This is a genomic window from Sphingomonas sp. HMP9, assembly GCF_013374115.1.
Taxonomy (GTDB): Bacteria; Pseudomonadota; Alphaproteobacteria; order Sphingomonadales; family Sphingomonadaceae; genus Sphingomonas.
Map to the genome: position 1 here is coordinate 2097138 of NZ_AP022673.1, position 17521 is coordinate 2114658.

The 17521-nt window shown below is 67.1% G+C and carries 12 protein-coding genes and 1 tRNA gene; 8 read left to right on the forward strand and 5 right to left on the reverse strand.

The genetic code is table 11. The annotated features are described in order from the left end of the window. Positions 1-97: 97 nt before the first annotated feature. Complete coding sequence (locus HMP09_RS09290; RefSeq protein WP_176500124.1) at positions 98-886, forward strand: SDR family NAD(P)-dependent oxidoreductase; 789 nt, start codon at positions 98-100, stop codon at positions 884-886. Between the two features lie 36 nt (positions 887-922). Here the strand turns inward: HMP09_RS09290 and HMP09_RS18400 are convergent, their stop codons facing one another. Next, positions 923-1543 carry a hypothetical protein gene (locus tag HMP09_RS18400; protein WP_232090159.1) on the reverse strand — a complete coding sequence of 207 codons (621 nt, stop codon included), beginning with the start codon at positions 1541-1543 and terminating at the stop codon, positions 923-925. 740 nt (positions 1544-2283) lie between these two features. Next, a complete protein-coding gene (locus HMP09_RS09300) occupies positions 2284-4539 on the reverse strand; it encodes an NADP-dependent malic enzyme (protein ID WP_176500125.1) in 2256 nt (751 codons plus the stop codon). Positions 4540-4769: 230 nt separating this feature from the next. On the opposite strand from HMP09_RS09300, the gene mutS reads away from it, so the two are divergent. The 3 genes from mutS to HMP09_RS09315 all read left to right on the forward strand — a co-directional run bounded on the left by mutS (position 4770) and on the right by HMP09_RS09315 (position 9006). Next, positions 4770-7349: a DNA mismatch repair protein MutS gene (gene mutS / locus HMP09_RS09305; protein ID WP_176501690.1), complete on the forward strand. Its 2580-nt coding sequence runs from the start codon at positions 4770-4772 to the stop codon at positions 7347-7349. Positions 7350-7550: 201 nt separating this feature from the next. Further along, positions 7551-8531, forward strand: a complete 981-nt coding sequence (locus HMP09_RS09310; RefSeq protein WP_176500126.1) for a cation diffusion facilitator family transporter — start codon at positions 7551-7553, stop codon at positions 8529-8531. 52 nt (positions 8532-8583) lie between these two features. Then, positions 8584-9006, forward strand: coding sequence for a glycine zipper 2TM domain-containing protein (locus HMP09_RS09315; protein WP_176500127.1), 423 nt, complete (start codon positions 8584-8586; stop codon positions 9004-9006). Between the two features lie 64 nt (positions 9007-9070). On the opposite strand, the gene HMP09_RS09320 is transcribed toward HMP09_RS09315, so the two are convergent. Together HMP09_RS09320 and HMP09_RS09325 are read right to left on the reverse strand one after the other, a co-directional pair. After that, entirely contained in the window at positions 9071-10387 is a 1317-nt protein-coding gene (locus HMP09_RS09320) for an Nramp family divalent metal transporter (RefSeq protein ID WP_176500128.1), read from the reverse strand. Positions 10388-10571: 184 nt separating this feature from the next. Then, positions 10572-11195 (reverse strand): DNA-3-methyladenine glycosylase family protein, encoded by a 624-nt coding sequence (locus tag HMP09_RS09325; protein ID WP_176500129.1) that lies wholly within the window; start codon positions 11193-11195, stop codon positions 10572-10574. Between the two features lie 60 nt (positions 11196-11255). Here HMP09_RS09325 and HMP09_RS09330 point away from each other — a divergent pair, with 60 nt between their 5' ends. Next, positions 11256-11573, forward strand: coding sequence for a 2Fe-2S iron-sulfur cluster-binding protein (locus tag HMP09_RS09330; protein ID WP_176500130.1), 318 nt, complete (start codon positions 11256-11258; stop codon positions 11571-11573). A gap of 161 nt (positions 11574-11734) precedes the next feature. Here the strand turns inward: HMP09_RS09330 and rlmB are convergent, their stop codons facing one another. Then, positions 11735-12478 (reverse strand): 23S rRNA (guanosine(2251)-2'-O)-methyltransferase RlmB, encoded by a 744-nt coding sequence (rlmB, locus tag HMP09_RS09335; RefSeq protein ID WP_176500131.1) that lies wholly within the window; start codon positions 12476-12478, stop codon positions 11735-11737. 171 nt (positions 12479-12649) lie between these two features. Here rlmB and HMP09_RS09340 point away from each other — a divergent pair. The 3 genes from HMP09_RS09340 to glgB all read left to right on the forward strand — a co-directional run bounded on the left by HMP09_RS09340 (position 12650) and on the right by glgB (position 17489). Then, a tRNA-Tyr gene (locus HMP09_RS09340) sits at positions 12650-12736 on the forward strand. 185 nt (positions 12737-12921) lie between these two features. Continuing rightward, positions 12922-15330 (forward strand): glycogen/starch/alpha-glucan phosphorylase, encoded by a 2409-nt coding sequence (locus HMP09_RS09345; RefSeq protein WP_197942492.1) that lies wholly within the window; start codon positions 12922-12924, stop codon positions 15328-15330. Continuing rightward, positions 15327-17489 carry a 1,4-alpha-glucan branching protein GlgB gene (gene glgB, locus HMP09_RS09350; protein ID WP_176500133.1) on the forward strand — a complete coding sequence of 721 codons (2163 nt, stop codon included), beginning with the start codon at positions 15327-15329 and terminating at the stop codon, positions 17487-17489. Before HMP09_RS09345 ends, glgB begins: the two co-directional genes overlap by 4 nt. Positions 17490-17521: the final 32 nt, after the last annotated feature.

A 17521-nucleotide genomic window follows, 5' to 3' on the forward strand; every position in this document is an offset into this window, starting at 1 on the left:
GGCTTCGGCACTCGTCAATGACAGCTCGTTCGAAAAACGGGTTTGCGGCGGGCGGCGCTCGGCGATACCAAGCAGGCAAACTTTTGGAGGATGCGTGATGGATACGACCACCCTGTTCCGGCTCGACGGCCGCGTCGCGCTGATCACCGGCGGCAGCCGCGGGATCGGCAAGATGATCGCCGCGGGCTTCATCGCGCAAGGGGCCAAGGTGTATATCTCGTCGCGGAAAGCCGCCGCCTGCGAGGAGACCGTTGCCGAACTCGGGCCGAACTGTATCGCGCTGCCGCAGGACGTCTCGACGGTGGCAGGGTGCAAGGCGTTGGCCGAGCAGTTCGCCGAGCACGAGTCGAAGCTCGATATCCTCGTGAACAATGCGGGCGCGGCGTGGGGCGTGCCGTTCGAGGAGTTTTCGGAGGTCGGCTGGGACAAGGTCATGGACCTCAACGTCAAGTCGCCGTTCTTCCTGACGCAGGCGCTGCACGCGGCGCTGAAGGCGTCGGGATCGCGCGCGAAGCCTGCCAAGGTCATCAATATCACCTCGATCGACGGCCAGCGGCTCAACCCGTGGGAGACGTACAGCTATCACGCGTCGAAATCGGCGCTGATCTATCTGACGAAGCGGATGGCCGCGCGGCTGGTGACGGATTCGATCAACGTCACCTCGATCGCACCGGGGGCGTTCGCGAGCGACATGAACAAGGCCGCGCGCGATCACGGCGACGCGGTGGCGGAAGGGATTCCGGCGAAGCGCGTCGGCGTCGACGAGGATATGGCGGGCGCCGCGATCTATCTCGCCAGCCGTGCCGGGGATTATGTGATCGGCGAGACGATCACGGTCGACGGCGGGCTGGTACACGCCTCGCTGGGGACGAGCATCGACGCGTAAGCCGCATCCGGACGCCCGCCCCCGGCAGCGGGCCGTCTATCGCACGCCGGTGACCGCGGCCGCCGTGATGGCGGTTGGCGATCCGGTTGACGGCGCGGGCGGCAGATCTTCCGCGCCCGGCACATCCCAGCGATCCATCGTGATCGCCGAGCACGCATAGGTCGCCCGATTGAAGATCCGGGCCGGTTTCAGCGCGGCCCCAAGCGCCGGCTGCGATGCCGCAAGCGTCCGCCGTGCATCGTCGATATGCGACGCGTAGGCGAGCGTCGTCACGGAGCCCGTCTTCAGCTTGGCGTTCACGACCGGAACGAAGTCCCCGACATAGCGTATTGTGCCGGGCTCGACGTGGAACGTCGGTGCGCCGAAGCAATAGCCGGCCGTGCCGATCTTCGCGACGACGGCGGTCGAGGTCACGACATAATCGCCTGGCGTCACGCGGATCACCTGCACCTCATAGGGCGCCTTGCGATCGACGCTGCCGACGGCGACGTCGTACACCGTCGTGTCGCCGGTCTTCTTCCAGTCTTTCCGGCGATAGAGCAGGTCGCGGCCGACGGGATCGTACCGCGCGAGCTGGACGAGCGCCGAACGGCCGGCGCTGTGCGCGTCGGGCCGGCGAAACGCGACGACCACCGCTGCCTCGCCGGGCGCGAGCACGAATGGCGCGCGGGGATCGACCTTCTTGCCGAGATAGACCGATCCCGGGCCGGCAACGGGCGCATCGAGTTTAGGGCGAGATCGACGGGCTGCGTAAAGATGGTGCGTTCGGTCACCTTGCCATCGACGCGCTCGGCGCCGACGATCCCGTTGAAATAGGCGTCGCGTTGGGCATCGGTCATCGCCTTGAGGCGCCGCGATGTGGCCAGAGGCACCTCGACCATCCGCCAGCCGTCGATCATCAGACAATTGCGCCGATTGGCGCGGCGTTGCTGTCCCTCGACAATGGCACTGCCGAGCAGTCCGCCCAGCCCGCCCCCGATACCCGCCGCAAGCGGCGAAACCAGCGTCGGATTATAGGAATAGGGGATCATGCCCGATGGCGTTCGCGATCCACGCGCGATCAGGCGGCAGCGTTGCCAGGCAGCATCGTAGGTGCCCCGGGTAGCGCCCGGACGATTGTAGAAATGCTGGTCGCTGATCCCGCGCCGAATCCTTTGCGATATCTTCGGGCGTATCTCTCGGATCGACCGGCGGCGACTGAGGGACGGCGGCATGCGTCGTCCCCCCATAAGGCACGGGGATCATCGCCTGCGCCGCAACCATGGTCGCCGACAAACAGGTCGCGAGCGTACTCGCGACCACAAACTTCACCGTCATGACATCCCCCACCCTATCGTCGCGACGGACCCTAGTAACGGGTCGCCGGACGGCAAGCGGAGTTGGACCCGATTTCGAACCTATCGGGCGATGCCGCCCGCCGCGAGGACGGCCAGCGTCACCAGCTCGCTTGCGGTCGAGGTCATCGGCGCGACCTGGACCGGCTTTTCCATGCCGATCAGCATCGGGCCGATGACCGAGTCGCCACCCAGTTCGCGGAGCAGCTTCGCCGAGATGTGCGCGGACTGGAGCCCCGGCATGATCAGCACGTTCGCGGGGCCGGACAGCCGCGCGAACGGGTAGTTCGCCAGCTGCTTCGGGTTGAGCGCGACATCCGGTGCCATCTCGCCCTCATATTCGAACCCGACCTGCCGCCCGTCGAGCACCGTCACCGCATCGCGGATGTTGTCGAGCCATTCGCCCTTCGGATTGCCGAAGTTCGAGTAGCTGAGGAACGCGACGCGCGGCTCATGCCCCATCCGCCGCGCGACCGCCGCGGTCTGCTCGGCGAAGTCGGCGAGTTGCTCGGCAGTGGGGCGTTCGTTGACAGTGGTGTCGGCGATGAACACCGTGTGGCTCTGGCCGACGAGCAGGTGGATGCCGAACGGCGTCTTGCCCGCGAGCGGATCGATCACGCGGCGGATCTGGCGCATCGTTTCGCCATAGGTGCGCGTGATGCCGGTGATCATCGCGTCGCCCTCGCCGAGCTGGAGCAGCAGCGCCCCGAAGATATTGCGGTCCTGGTTGACCATCCGCTCGCAGTCGCGGCGCAGATAGCCGCGCCGCTGGAGCCGCGAATACAGGAAGTCGACCATCTTCGGCACGAGCGGCGAGACGCGGCTGTTGTGGAGTTCGAAGCTCTCGGGATCGGTGACGCCGAGCGCGCGCAGCCGCTCGGGCACGTCGTCGCGACCGACCAGCACCGGCGTGCCATAGCCGCCTTCCTTGAACGCGATCGCCGCGCGCAGCACGACTTCCTCCTCGCCCTCCGCGAAGATGACGCGCTTCGGGTGAGCGCGCGCGCCCTCATACGCCATCGAAAGGACCGAGGTGGTCGGGTTGAGGCGTGCCCTCAACGAATGGCGATACGCCTCGATATCGAGGATCGGCTTGGTCGCGACGCCCGACTCCATCGCCGCTTTCGCGACCGCGACGGGGACGACTTCCATCAGCCGCGGATCGAACGGCGCGGGGATGATGTACGCCGGGCCGAAGCTGTGGCTGACGCCGTACGCCGCGGCGACCTCCTCGGGGACGCGTTCGCGCGCGAGTTCGGCGATCGCGTTGGCGGCGGCGATCTTCATCGCGTCGTTGATCCCCGTCGCACGCACGTCGAGCGCCCCGCGGAAGATGAACGGGAAGCCGAGCACGTTGTTGACCTGGTTCGGATAATCCGAGCGGCCGGTCGCGACGATCGCGTCGGGCCGCGCCGCCATCGCCAGTTCGGGGCGGATCTCCGGCTCGGGATTGGCCATCGCGAAGATGATCGGCGCGGGGGCCATATCCTTGACCATCTCGGGCGTCAGCGAACCCGCCGCCGAGAGCCCCAGGAACACGTCGGCGCCGACGAGCGCCTCGGTCAGCGTGCGCGTCTCGGTGATCGCGGCGTGCGCGGACTTCCACTGGTCGACGCCCTCGCGGCCCTGATAGATGACGCCCTTGCGGTCGCACAGGATGACGTTGTCGCCGCGCACGCCCATTGCTTTCACGAGCTCGGTGCAGGCGATCGCCGCCGCACCCGCGCCGTTGACGACGATCTTGACCTCGGAGAGTTTCCGCCCGGTCAGCAGGCATGCGTTGATGAGCCCTGCCGCGGTGATGATCGCGGTGCCGTGCTGGTCGTCATGGAAGACCGGGATGTTCATCCGCTCGCGCAACGCCTGCTCGATGATGAAGCATTCGGGCGCCTTGATGTCCTCGAGATTGATGCCGCCGAAGGTCGGCTCCATCAGCTCGACCGCGTCGATGAAGCGGTTCACGTCCTCGGTCTTCAGCTCGATATCGATCGCGTCGACATCGGCGAAGCGCTTGAACAGCACCGCCTTGCCTTCCATCACCGGCTTGCTCGCGAGCGGCCCGAGATTGCCCATGCCGAGGATCGCGGTGCCGTTCGAGATCACCGCGACGAGGTTTCCCTTGGCGGTATAGTCGTAGACGGTGGCGGGATCGTCGTAGATCGCCTGCACCGGCACCGCGACGCCGGGCGAATAGGCGAGCGCCAGGTCGCGCTGCGTCGCCATCGGCTTCGACGCGATGATCTCGATCTTTCCCGGCCGGCCTTCCGAATGGAAGAGGAGCGCCTCGCGTTCGGAGAATTGCAGCGTTTCGTCGGACATGGGCGGGGACCTCTCTCTTTGGCCGCTATCCTTACGCAGGGGATTTCCATTCGTCACCCCGGACGCTTCGTCCAAGCTGGCATCGTTCTCCTGCGAACGCAGGAGCCCAGGGTTCCGAACGACCGCGCTGCTTGATCCTAGACTCCTGCGTTCGCAGGAGAACGGGACCGGATGACGCGGCAACAAACTCCCGCTAGATCGCGCCGATGGCCAATCCCGCCCCTACCCCCATGATGACGCAGTATCTCGGCCTGAAGGCGGAGGCGGACGACTGCCTGCTGTTCTACCGCATGGGCGATTTCTTCGAATTGTTCATGGACGATGCGCGGATCGCGGCGGGGGTACTCGACATCGCGCTGACCGCGCGCGGCGAGCATGAGGGCAAGCCGATCCCGATGTGCGGTGTGCCGGTGCATGCCGCGACGGTTTATCTGCAACGCCTGATCAAGGCAGGCCACCGCGTCGCGATCGCCGAACAGGTCGAGAGCCCCGCCGAGGCCAAGGCGCGCGGCGGCTCCAAGGCGCTTGTCGCGCGCGCGATCGTCCGCGTCGTCACCGCCGGCACGCTGACCGAGGAGGCGCTGCTCGACGCCCGCAGCGACAATTGGTGCGTCGCGATCGGAGAGGTCGGCGGATCGGTGGCGATCGCCGCCGCCGACGTCTCGACCGGCCGGTTCGAGATCGTCGAGGTCGCGGCCGACGCGGTCGACGCCGAGCTCGCACGGCTCGGCGCGGCGGAAGTCGTCGCCGCGGAGGCGAGCGTGTTCGCGGAGGCTGCCACCACGCTCCGGCCCAAGCTCGACTTCGACAGCGCCGCGGGCGAGGCCCGTCTAAAGCGGCTCTACGGCGTCGCGACGCTCGACGGATTCGGCCAGTTCGGCCGCGCCTCGCTCGCCGCGGCGGGCGGGCTGGTCGCGTATCTCGAGCATAATGCCAAGGGCACGATGCCCTTCCTGCGCCCGCCGCGGATCGGCCGCGCCGCCGAAACGATGGCGATCGACGCGGCCACGCGCGAGAGCCTCGAGCTAACCTGCACCACCGGCGGCGTCCGCAAGGGCAGCCTGCTCGACGCGGTCGACCGGACCGTCACGGGCGCGGGCGCGCGGTTGCTCGGGGCGGATCTCGGTGCACCGCTGATGGATGCAGGCGCGATCGATGCGCGGCTCGATCTCGTCCGGCTGTTCCATGACGACCAGGCCGCGCGCGAGCGGTTGCGTTCGACGCTGCGTGCGTTGCCGGACATCGGCCGTGCGCTCGGCCGGCTGGCTGCGGGGCGTGGTGGCCCGCGCGATCTCGGCCAGTTGCGCGACGGGCTTGACGGCGCATGGAGCCTTGGCGAGCGGCTCGACGGGATCGACACGCCGCCGCCGCTGCTCCGCGACATCGCGCCACGGTTGCGCGGGCATGGCGCGCTGATCGACCTGCTCAAGCGTGCGCTGGTGCCGTCGCCGCCGATCGAGGCGTCCGATGGCGGGTACATCGCGGCAGGCTATGACGCGGCGCTCGACGACCTGCGCGATGCGGGCGCAGGCGGCCGGCGTGCGATCGCCGCGCTGGAGGCCGAGTTCCGCACCAGCACCGGCGTCACCGCGCTGAAGATCCGCCACAACGGCGTGCTCGGTTATCATGTCGAGGTGCCCGCGCGCGCCGCCGATCCGCTGATGAAGCCCGACAGCGGCTTCACGCATCGCCAGACGCTGGCGGGTGTCGTGCGGTTCAACACGCCCGCGCTGCACGAGGTCGCGGCGAAGGTCTCGCAATCCGGCGCGCATGCGCTGGCCGCGGAATCGGCGCATCTGGAGGACCTGACCGCGCAGGCGCTGGCGTCGCGCGAGGCGATTGCGGCGACCGCGGATGCACTCGCGCGGCTCGACGTCGCGGCCGGCCTGGCCGAACGCGCGGCGGAAGGCGCGTGGGCACGGCCGTCGCTGGTCGATCATGCGTGCTTCGAGATCGAAGGCGGGCGGCATCCGGTGGTCGAGGCCGCGGTGGCGAAATCGGGCGACCGGTTCGTCGCGAACGACTGCAACCTGTCCGAAAGCTCGCGGCTGTGGCTCGTCACCGGCCCGAACATGGGCGGCAAATCGACCTTCCTGCGCCAGAACGCGCTGATCGCGGTGCTGGCACAAGCGGGCTCCTACGTGCCCGCGACCAAGGCGACGCTCGGTCTCGTCGACCGGCTGTTCAGCCGCGTCGGTGCGTCGGACAATCTCGCGCGCGGCCGCTCGACCTTCATGGTCGAGATGGTCGAGACCGCGGCGATCCTCGCGCAGGCAACGCCGCGGTCGTTCGTGATCCTCGACGAGGTCGGGCGCGGCACCTCGACCTATGACGGGCTCGCGATCGCGTGGGCGGTGGTCGAGGCGATCCATGAGGACAACCGGTGCAGGTGTCTGTTCGCGACGCATTATCATGAGCTGACGCGGCTCGCCGAACGCTGCGAGGCGCTGTCGCTGCATCACGTCCGCGCGCGCGAGTGGAAGGGCGAGCTGGTGTTGCTCCACGAACTCGCCGACGGCCCGGCGGATCGCAGCTACGGGCTCGCGGTCGCGCGGCTCGCGGGCATGTCGCCGGTGACGGTCGCGCGCGCGAAGGCGGTGCTGGCGAAACTCGAGGCGGGCCGCGCGAAGACCGGCGGGATCGCCGCGGGGCTCGACGACCTGCCGCTGTTCGCCGCCGCGGCGCAGGTCGAGGAGGTCGCCTGCGACATGCTGCGCGAGGATCTGGCGAAACTCGACATCGACGCGATGAGCCCGCGCGATGCGCTCGACGCGCTGTACCGGTTGAAGGCGCTCGCCAACGAGGGGTGATTCCCCTGCCCCCGACACGCCGTCATCCTGGGCTCGACCCAGGATCCAGCGTAACTGACCGCAGCATCTGCCGCTCTGGATCCCAGCTTTCGCTGGGATGACGAAGAGGGATTGGGGAACGCATAGCGTGTTGATCTCGCGTCCTAGTATCTCACGACAGGTCGATGCTAGGCGGCCACCGGATTTAGCGGAGTGCGGGCCTTGGGCGGACATCATCACGGGCATGACCATGGCCATTCGCACGGGGGCCATTCGCACGGGGGCCATTCGCACGGAGGCCATGCGCATGGCGGCCACAGCCACGCCCCAGCCTCGTTCGACCGCGCCTTCGCGATCGGCATCGGGCTCAACATCGTGTTCGTCGCAGTCGAGGCGGTGGTCGGCCTGCGGATCGACTCGGTCGCGCTGCTCGCCGACGCGGGCCACAACCTGTCCGACGTGCTCGGCCTCGTCGTCGCCTGGGGCGGGACGATGCTCGCACGGACTGCGCCGACCAAGCGCTTCACCTATGGGCTGAAGGGCTCGACGATCCTCGCCGCGCTCACCAACGCGCTGCTGTTGATGGTCGCGCTCGGTGCGATCGTGCTGGAGGCGTCGCAGCGATTCTCCGACCCTGCCCCCACCGCAGGCCTGACCGTGTCGATGGTCGCGGGCGTCGGTATCGCGGTCAACGCGATCACCGCCTGGATGTTCGCACGCGGACGCAAGGGCGACGTCAATATCCGCGGCGCCTATCTCCATATGGCCGCCGACGCGCTCGTCTCCGCGGGCGTGGTGATCGCGGGGCTGATGATCTGGCGGACCGGGCTCAGCTGGATCGATCCGGCGGTCAGCATCGTCATCGCGATCCTCATCTTCTGGCAGACCTGGGGCCTGCTCCGCGAGACGGTCGAGATGTCGCTGTCCGCCGTCCCGCGCGGGATCGCGTTCGACGATGTCGATGCCGCGCTGTGCGGCCTGCCCGGCGTCACCGGGATCCACGATCTCCACATCTGGCCGATGAGCACGACCGAACCGGTGCTGACCGCACATCTGGTGATGCCCGGCGGCCACCCGGGCGATCATTTCCTGAGCGATGCCAGGACGATGCTCCACGACCGGTTCGGGATCGGCCACGCCACGCTGCAAGTCGAGACCGGGGGCGACCATGATTGCTCGATGGCGGACGCGGCGACGGTTTGAACTTTTACGAGTGCGCGGGTGTTGTGCCAACATAGATCAGGAGCACTTACCCATGAAGAAGCATTTCATCGCCGCCTTGATGTCGGTCGCTGTCGTTGCCCCCGCCATGATCCCCGTCGAAGCCACCGCGCAACGTCGTGACGATCGGCGGGACGATCGGCGGTACGACAATAACCGTCGCGACGACCGCAACTGGCGCGGCGACAACGATCGCAACTGGGATCCGTCGCGCAGCTACCAGAACGGCAATTACCGCGAGCGTAAGCTCAGCCGCAACGACCGCATCTATCGCGGCAAGGACGGCCGCGCCTATTGCAAGCGCAACGACGGCACGACCGGTCTGGTGATCGGTGCGCTCGGCGGCGGCGTGCTGGCCAACCTGATCGGTGGCGGGACGCTCGGCACGCTGGCGGGTGCCGGCGGCGGCGCACTGCTGGGCCGGTCGGTGGACCGCGGCAACGTGAAGTGCCGCTGAGCTTCGACCGAAGCCTGAAGGAATGACAAAGCGGCGGCCGAGCGATCGGCCGCCGTTTTGATATCTAGAGCATACCGTACAGCAAGGTGCCGTTCAGGCCGATGATCACCGCGGCGATCACCCAGGCAAGAATCCTGAGCCAGGCCGGGCTGACGAGCGTGCCCATGATCGTCCGATCGCCGGTGAACTTGACGAGCGGGACCACCGCGAACGGAAGTTGCAGGCTGAGCACGACCTGGCTCAGCACTAGCAGCCTGGTCGCCCCTGCATCGCCTGATGCGCCGACCACGAACACCGCGGGCACGATCGCGAGCAACCGCGTCACGAGCCGCCGCGCCCAGACCGGCATGCGCAGGTTGAGGAAGCCCTCCATCACGATCTGACCCGCGAGCGTGCCCGTCACCGTCGAGTTCTGCCCCGACGCCAGCAGCGCGACCGCGAACAGCACGCTCGCCGCGCCCATCCCGAGCATGGGGGCGAGCAGCTGATACGCCTGGTCGATCTCGGCGACGTCGGTGCGGCCCGCGACATGGAAGGTCGCCGCCGCCAGGATCAGGATCGCGGCGTTGATGAAGAACGCCAGACCCAGCGCCACCGTGCCGTCGATCGTCGCCATCGTGATCGCGTCGCGCTTGCCCGCGTCGTCCCTGGCGAACGCGCGGGTCTGCACGATCGACGAGTGGAGGTAGAGATTGTGCGGCATCACGGTCGCACCGAGGATGCCGATCGCGATGTAGAGCATCGCCGGGTTGGTCACGATCTGCGTCGTCGGGACGAGGCCGCCTAGCACGCCCGCCATGTCGGGCCGCGCCAGGAACAGCTCGAAGATGAAGCATCCGGCGATGATCACCAGCAACGAGACGACGAACGCCTCCAGCTTGCGGAACCCGAAGCGTTGCAGCGCGAGGATCAGGAACACGTCGAGCGCGGTCAGGACGACGCCGTAGACGAGCGGCAGGCCGAACAGCAGCTTCAGCGCGATCGCCGTGCCGAGCACTTCGGCGAGGTCGCAGGCGATGATCGCAATCTCGCAGAGGAACCAGAGCACGACCGAGACCGGCTTCGAATATTGCGCGCGGCAGGCCTGGGCGAGATCGAGCCCGGCAACGATCCCGAGCCGCGCGGACAGCGCTTGCAGCACCATCGCCATCAGGTTCGACAGCAGCACCACCGACAGCAACGTGTAGCCGAACGCCGACCCGCCGGCGATGTCGGTCGCCCAGTTGCCGGGGTCCATATAGCCGACCGCGACCATGTAGCCCGGCCCGACGAACGCGAACAGCCGCCGCCAGAACGACGCGCCCTCGGGGATGACGATGGTCCGATGACTCTCGGCGAGCGAGTTGGCGAAGTCCGAGGCGGGAAGATTGGGCGCTGACATCGGGGGCTGCTTTGCCGGACGGGGCGAGCGAGAACAAGCGCTTGCGTCCGGGCGGACCGTCAAAGTCGCCCTCTCCCCGTCCGTCACCCCAACGAAAGCTGGGGTGTCCCGGTTGGCGGGTGTCACGGCTCGAACGGGAAGATCTCAGCGTTCGCTGGAATGACGGGGGCGGGGAAGCCTCCCCTCAGATCACCTTCATGTCCGCCTGGTAATGATGCCACGCGAAGATCGCCGCCGCGCCGCGGTGCGGGCGCCAGGCCTCCGCCACTTCGCGCGTCAGCTTCTCGCTCGGCCGGGTCTCGTGGCCGAGGATCCGGCCGACCTCGATCTGGATCGCCAGGTCGCCCGCGGGCCAGATGTCGGTCCGCCCTTCCGCGAACAACAGGTAGATCTCCGCCGACCAGCGGCCGATCCCCTTGACGCGGACCAGCGCGGCGATCGCCTCCTCGTCATCCTCGGGCAGGTTGGCGAGATCGAGCCGGCCGCTCGTCACCTCATCGGCGAGGCTGCGCGCATAGCCGAGCTTCTGGCGCGACAGGCCGGCGCTGCGCAGCGTCTCGTCGCTGGCGGCGGCGATCTTCGCCGGATCGCCCGCGCCGCCGACGACCGCGTCGAGCTTGTTCCAGACCGCCGCCGCCGAGGCGACGCTCACCTGCTGCCCGACGATCGTGCGCAGCAACGTCGCGAAACCGCGTTCGCTGATCCGCGGCGCGGGGTGGCCGGCATTGCCGACCGCGACCGCAAAGGCGGGCTCGATCTCGCACAAGGCCGCCATCGCGGTTTTGAGCTGGTCTGCGTTCAGGCCCATGATGCTTGATCCCAGCGCCATGCAACGGCATGAACGATCGTAGATTTTTCGGAGAATGACATGCCCAAGCTTATCGTCGTGACGCGCGAAGGGGAAGAACGCGAGATCATCGGCGAAGCGGGCCTTTCGGTGATGGAAGTCATCCGCGACGCCGGCATCGACGAGATCCTGGCGCTGTGCGGCGGCTGCTGCTCGTGCGCCACCTGCCACGTCCATGTCGACCCGGAGTTTGCGGCCAAACTGAAGCCGATGGGGCCGGACGAGGACGACCTGCTCGATTCGACCAGCGACCGCGATGCGGGATCGCGACTGTCGTGCCAGATCGAGCTGACCGATGCGCTGGATGGCCTGAAGGTCCGCATCGCCGCGGAGGACTGACGGGAATCCCTCTCCCCGCCGGAGAGAGGGAGGGAGGCGCTCTTGCGCCGGAAGGGAGGGGGGCGTTGGGACGAACCGTCCCGAGCCTCAAGCCCCTCACCCTTCCCGCCGCAAGCGCGGCGGGCCCCTTCCCTCTCCCCGGCGGGGAGAGGGAGCTCAGGTCACCGCGTCGTCACGGCATACAACGCGATCGCCGCGGCGTTCGAGACGTTGAGGCTCTCGACCTTCTCCGAGATCGGCAGCTTCGCCAGCTCGTCGCAATGCTGCTCGGTATTCTGCCGCATGCCCTCGCCCTCGGCGCCGAGCACGATCGCGATCCGCTGCGTGCCCATCGCTTCCGACAGCGTCTGCGTCGCGTGGCCGGTCAGCCCGATCCGCCAGAAGCCCGCCGCAGCGATTTCTTCCAGCGCGCGGGCAAGGTTCACCACCCGGATCCAAGGCACCGATTCGAGCGCACCCGAAGCCGCCCGAGCGATCGTCCCCGATTCCGGCGGCGCATTGCGGTCCGGCGTAATGATCCCCAGCGCATCGAACGCCGCTGCCGACCGCAGGATCGCGCCGACGTTATGCGGATCGGTCACGCCGTCCAGGATCACCAGCGGGCGATTGTCGTCCTTGCCGTGCTCGAGCAAGTCGGCCAGCCACATGTCCTCGAGCGGCTCGACCTCGATCACCACGCCCTGGTGCGGTGCGTCGCCCGGCACCAGTCGCGCCAGATCCGCCGCCTCGGCATAGGTCACCGGTACGTCGGCGGGCAGGTCGAACCCCGCCAGCGCCTCGCGCGTGCCGAGAATCTTGCGCACCGTGCGCTCCGGATTGGCGAGCGCCGCCCCGACTGCGTGCTTGCCCCAGAAGCGGGGGCGGCCTGCTGGCGCCTTGCTCGGCCTGTGTCCCTTGCGTGCCATGTTCGCTCTCTATGTCGTCGATGTGAGTGTATGTATGGGGCGTCCTTGTCGGCAATCGGGCCGCGCGGCAACACCGAACCATGAAACTTCGCAAAACCTGCGTTGACACACAGGGCGCGCTTCGCCATTGAGCCGCCTCGCTTGAGAGAGCGACGTTCGCAAGAGCGGCCTGGACAGGTGGCCGAGTGGTTAAAGGCAGCAGACTGTAAATCTGCCGGAGTTTCTCCTACGTAGGTTCGAACCCTACCCTGTCCACCACCGCCTCATGGCGGTGATGGGATTTTCCAAAATCAAGGCGTTGATCGCCGACATTCTTTTCCGAAGCGGGAAGGAAGTCCGCGTGACATCGGCTCGTGGACGGCTAGGATCACCGCCACCGTAACGATTTCGGAAATCGCGTGACCTCAGATCCTGCTGTTCAGCAATCCGCCCGACCGCCCGTCATCCAGGAGCTGGCCGACTCGATCCTGGACACGCTCGTCCACCGCATCGGCAAGGATGCGCAAGCCGCCCGACCGCATGATTGGCTGGCCGCGACGATCCTGACGGTGCGCAACGATATCGTCGAACGCTGGATGGCGTCGACCAAGGCGGCGCACGCGGCGGGTGCCAAGCGCGTCTATTATCTCAGCCTCGAATTCCTGATCGGCCGCCTGCTGCGCGACGCGGTGACCAATCTCCAGCGCAACGACGAGGTCACGCGCGCCCTCGCCCTCCACGGCGTCGACCTTGCCGCACTGGAGGAGATCGAACCCGACGCGGCGCTCGGCAATGGTGGCCTCGGGCGTCTCGCCGCGTGCTTCATGGAAAGCATGGCGAGCCTCGCGCTGCCCGCTTACGGCTACGGGATCCGCTATGTGAACGGCATGTTCCGCCAGCGGATCGACGATGGCTGGCAGGTCGAGATGCCCGAGAACTGGCTCGCCCACGGCAACCCCTGGGAGTTCGAACGCCGCGAGAGTGCGTATTTCGTCGGCTTCGGCGGCGAGGTGACGGTGACGGACGCAGGTTCGAATGGCGGCCAGGTCCACTGGAGCCCGTCCGAAGCCGTCGAGGCCACCGCTGTCGACACGCCCGTGGTCGGCTGGCGCGGCGAACACGTCAACACACTCCGTCTCTGGACCGCCCGCGCGTTCGATCCGATCAAGCTCGACCGGTTCAACGCGGGCGACTTTTCCGGCGCGCTCGCCGACCAGCTCCGCGCCGAAACGCTCACGCGCGTCCTCTACCCCAACGACTCCACCGCCGCGGGGCAGGAGCTGCGGCTGCGGCAGGAATATTTCTTCTCGTCCGCCTCGATCCAGGACATCGTTCGCCGCCACATCCAGTATTTCGGCGACATCCGCACGCTGCCCGACAAGGCAGCGATTCAGTTGAACGATACGCACCCCGCGGTGTCGGTCGCCGAACTGATGCGGCTGCTGATCGACCATCACGAATTCGCGTTTGACGAGGCGTGGAAGATCACGCGCGCCACCTTCGGCTACACCAACCACACGCTGCTGCCCGAGGCGCTGGAGAGCTGGCCGCTGCCGCTGTTCGAACGCCTGCTCCCACGGCACATGCAGATCGTCTACGCGATCAACGCCAAGCTGCTGCGTGAGGCTCGCGGCACCGAGGGGATCGACGACCGCGCGATCTCGGCGATCAGCCTGATCGACGAGGGTGGCGAACGGCGCGTGCGGATGGCCAACCTCGCCTTTGCCGGATCGCACAGCGTCAACGGCGTCGCCGCGCTCCATACGCAGCTGATGAAGAAGACGGTCTTTGCCGATCTCCACAAGCTCTACCCGACCCGAATCAACAACAAGACCAACGGGATAACACCGCGCCGCTGGCTGCAGCAGTGCAACCCCGGCCTCACCGCGCTGATCCGCGACGCGATCGGCGACGGCTTCCTCGACGACGCCGAAAAGCTCATCGATCTGGATGTTTTCGCTGACGATTCCGGTTTTAGGGAGCGGTTTTGGACGGTCAAGCGTTCGAACAAGGTGGCATTGGCAAATCATATCAAGGACAGCATGGGGCTGCGCATCGATCCAGACGCGCTGTTCGACGTGCAGATCAAGCGCATTCACGAGTATAAGCGCCAGCTGCTCAACATCATCGAGACGGTCGCGCTGTACGACCAGATCCGCAGCCATTCCGAACGCGACTGGACGCCGCGCGTGAAGCTGTTCGCGGGCAAGGCGGCGTCGAGCTATCACAATGCGAAACTCGTCATCAAACTGGCGAACGACGTCGCGCGCCGGATCAATGCAGACCCGTCGGTCGGCGGGCTGCTGAAGGTCGCGTTCCTGCCCAATTACAATGTGTCGCTGGCCGAGAAGATCATCCCCGCTGCCGATCTCAGCGAGCAGATTTCGACCGCGGGGCTAGAGGCGTCGGGCACCGGCAACATGAAGTTCGCGATGAACGGCGCGCTGACGATCGGCACGCTCGACGGCGCCAATATCGAGATCAAGGACCGTGTCGGCGACGACAACATCTTCATCTTCGGCATGACCGCGGACGAGGTCGAGGCGAAACGCGCGAACGGCTATGATCCGCGCGCGACGATCGATGCGTCGAGCGAACTGCGCCAGGCGGTGTCAGCGATCGCCTCGGGCGTGTTCTCGCCCGACGATCGCCAGCGTTACGCGGGCCTGATGGGCAGGCTGTACGAGGGCGACTGGTTCATGCTCGCCGCCGATTTCGACAGCTATGCCGCCGCACAGCGCAGCGTCGACACGCGCTGGAACGATCGCGACGCGTGGGTCGCCTCGACCGTGCGCAACGTCGCGCGCGTCGGCTGGTTCTCGTCCGACCGCACGATCCGTGAGTACGCTCGCGATATCTGGACGGTGATGTGAAGCCACCCGAAGGCGCCATCGTTGCCCTGATCGAGGGGCGTCACGACGATCCCTTCTCGTTGCTCGGCGTGCATGCCGGGCCGGACGGCACGTTCGCGCGCGCCTGGTTGCCGGGCGCGGCGACCGCTGAGGCGCATGCGCTCGACGGCAAGACGCTCGGCACCCTCCCCCGGATCGACGATCGCGGGCTGTTCGAGGGGCCTATCGACGGCGATCCGCAGCCGGTGAAATATCATGCCGAGGGCGGTGGCGCGGACTGGTGGGTGACCGATCCGTACAGCTTCGGCCCGGTGCTCGGCCCCATCGACGACGTGCTGATGGCCGAGGGCAATCACCACCGCCTCCACGACAAGATGGGCGCGCACCTGATCGAGCATGAAGGCGCCCACGGTGTCCATTTCGCGCTCTGGGCGCCCAATGCGCAGCGCGTCTCGGTGGTCGGCGACTTCAACGACTGGGACGGTCGCCGTCATGCGATGCGCAAGCGCGGCGACGTCGGCGTGTGGGAGATCTTCATCCCCGACATCGCCGAATATCGCGCGTATAAATACGAGATCGTCGGCCCCGATGGCCAGCTTCAGCCGCTGAAAGCCGACCCGTTCGCCTTTGCCAGCGAACTCCGCCCCGCGACCGCGTCGATCACGCGTACGCTCGCGCACGAATGGGCGGATACGAGCCACCGCGCGCACTGGGCCTCGGTCGATCCGCGCCGCGTGCCGATCAGCATCTACGAGGTGCATGCCGGATCGTGGGACCGCGACGCCGAGGGCTGGTTCCTGACCTGGGATGCGCTCGCCGACCGGTTGATCCCATACGTGGTCGAGATGGGCTTCACGCATATCGAGTTCATGCCGATCAGCGAACACCCCTATGATCCGAGCTGGGGCTATCAGACGACCGGGCTCTATGCGCCGTCTGCGCGGTTCGGCGACGTCGAGGGATTTGCGCGGTTCGTCGACGGTGCGCATCTGGCCGGGATCGGCGTGCTGCTCGACTGGGTGCCGGCGCATTTCCCGACCGACGCGTTCGGGCTCGCGCATTTCGACGGCACCGCGCTGTACGAACACGAAGACCCGCGGCTCGGCTTCCACCCCGACTGGAACACCGCGATATACAATTTCGGCCGCCACGAAGTGTCGTCCTTCCTCGTCAACAACGCGCTGTTCTGGGCCGAGCGCTACCATATCGACGGACTGCGCGTGGATGCGGTCGCGTCGATGCTCTATCGTGATTATTCGCGCGAGGCGGGCGAATGGATCCCCAACGCGGACGGCGGGCGCGAGAATTGGGAAGCCGTCGCGTTCCTGCGCGCCATGAACCGCGCGGTGTACGCACAACACCCCGGCATCTTCACGATCGCCGAGGAATCGACCTCATGGCCGGGCGTATCCGCCCCCGTGGGCGACGACGGCAAGAGCGGTGGCTTGGGCTTCGGGTTCAAGTGGAACATGGGCTTCATGCACGACACGCTCCAGTACATGGCGCGCGATCCGCTGCACCGGAAGCACCATCACGGCGAGATCAATTTCGGTCTCGTCTATGCGTTCAGCGAGAATTTTGTCCTCCCGCTGAGCCACGACGAAGTGGTTCACGGCAAGGGCTCGCTGCTCACCAAGATGCCCGGCGACGACTGGCAGCAATTCGCGAACCTGCGCGCCTATTACGCGTTCATGTGGGGCTATCCGGGCAAGAAGCTGCTCTTCATGGGACAGGAATTCGCGCAGCGCCGCGAGTGGTCCGAAGGTCGCGCGCTCGACTGGTGCCTGCGCAACAGCCGCAGCCATGAGGGCGTCCGCAACCTCGTGCGAGACCTGAACGCGGTCTATCGCGACAAGCCCGCGCTCCACGCGCTCGATTGCGAGGCCGAGGGTTTCGAATGGCTGATCGCCGACGATGCCGCCAATTCCGTCTTCGCGTGGCTGCGCAAGGCGCCGGGCGCGAAACCGGTCGCGATCATCGCCAACATGACGCCGATCGCGCGCGCGCCCTATCGCATCCCGCTGCCGCTCGACGGTCGCTGGTGTGAGATCATCAACAGCGACGCGCACGAATATTGGGGCAGTGGCCTCGGCAATCTTGGCGGCGTGGTCGCGCAGGACGGCGCGGCATGGGTCACGCTGCCCCCGCTCGCGACGATCATGCTCGAGTTCGAAGGCTAAGACGGAACAACCCGCGGGTGCCGGGGCGTTAT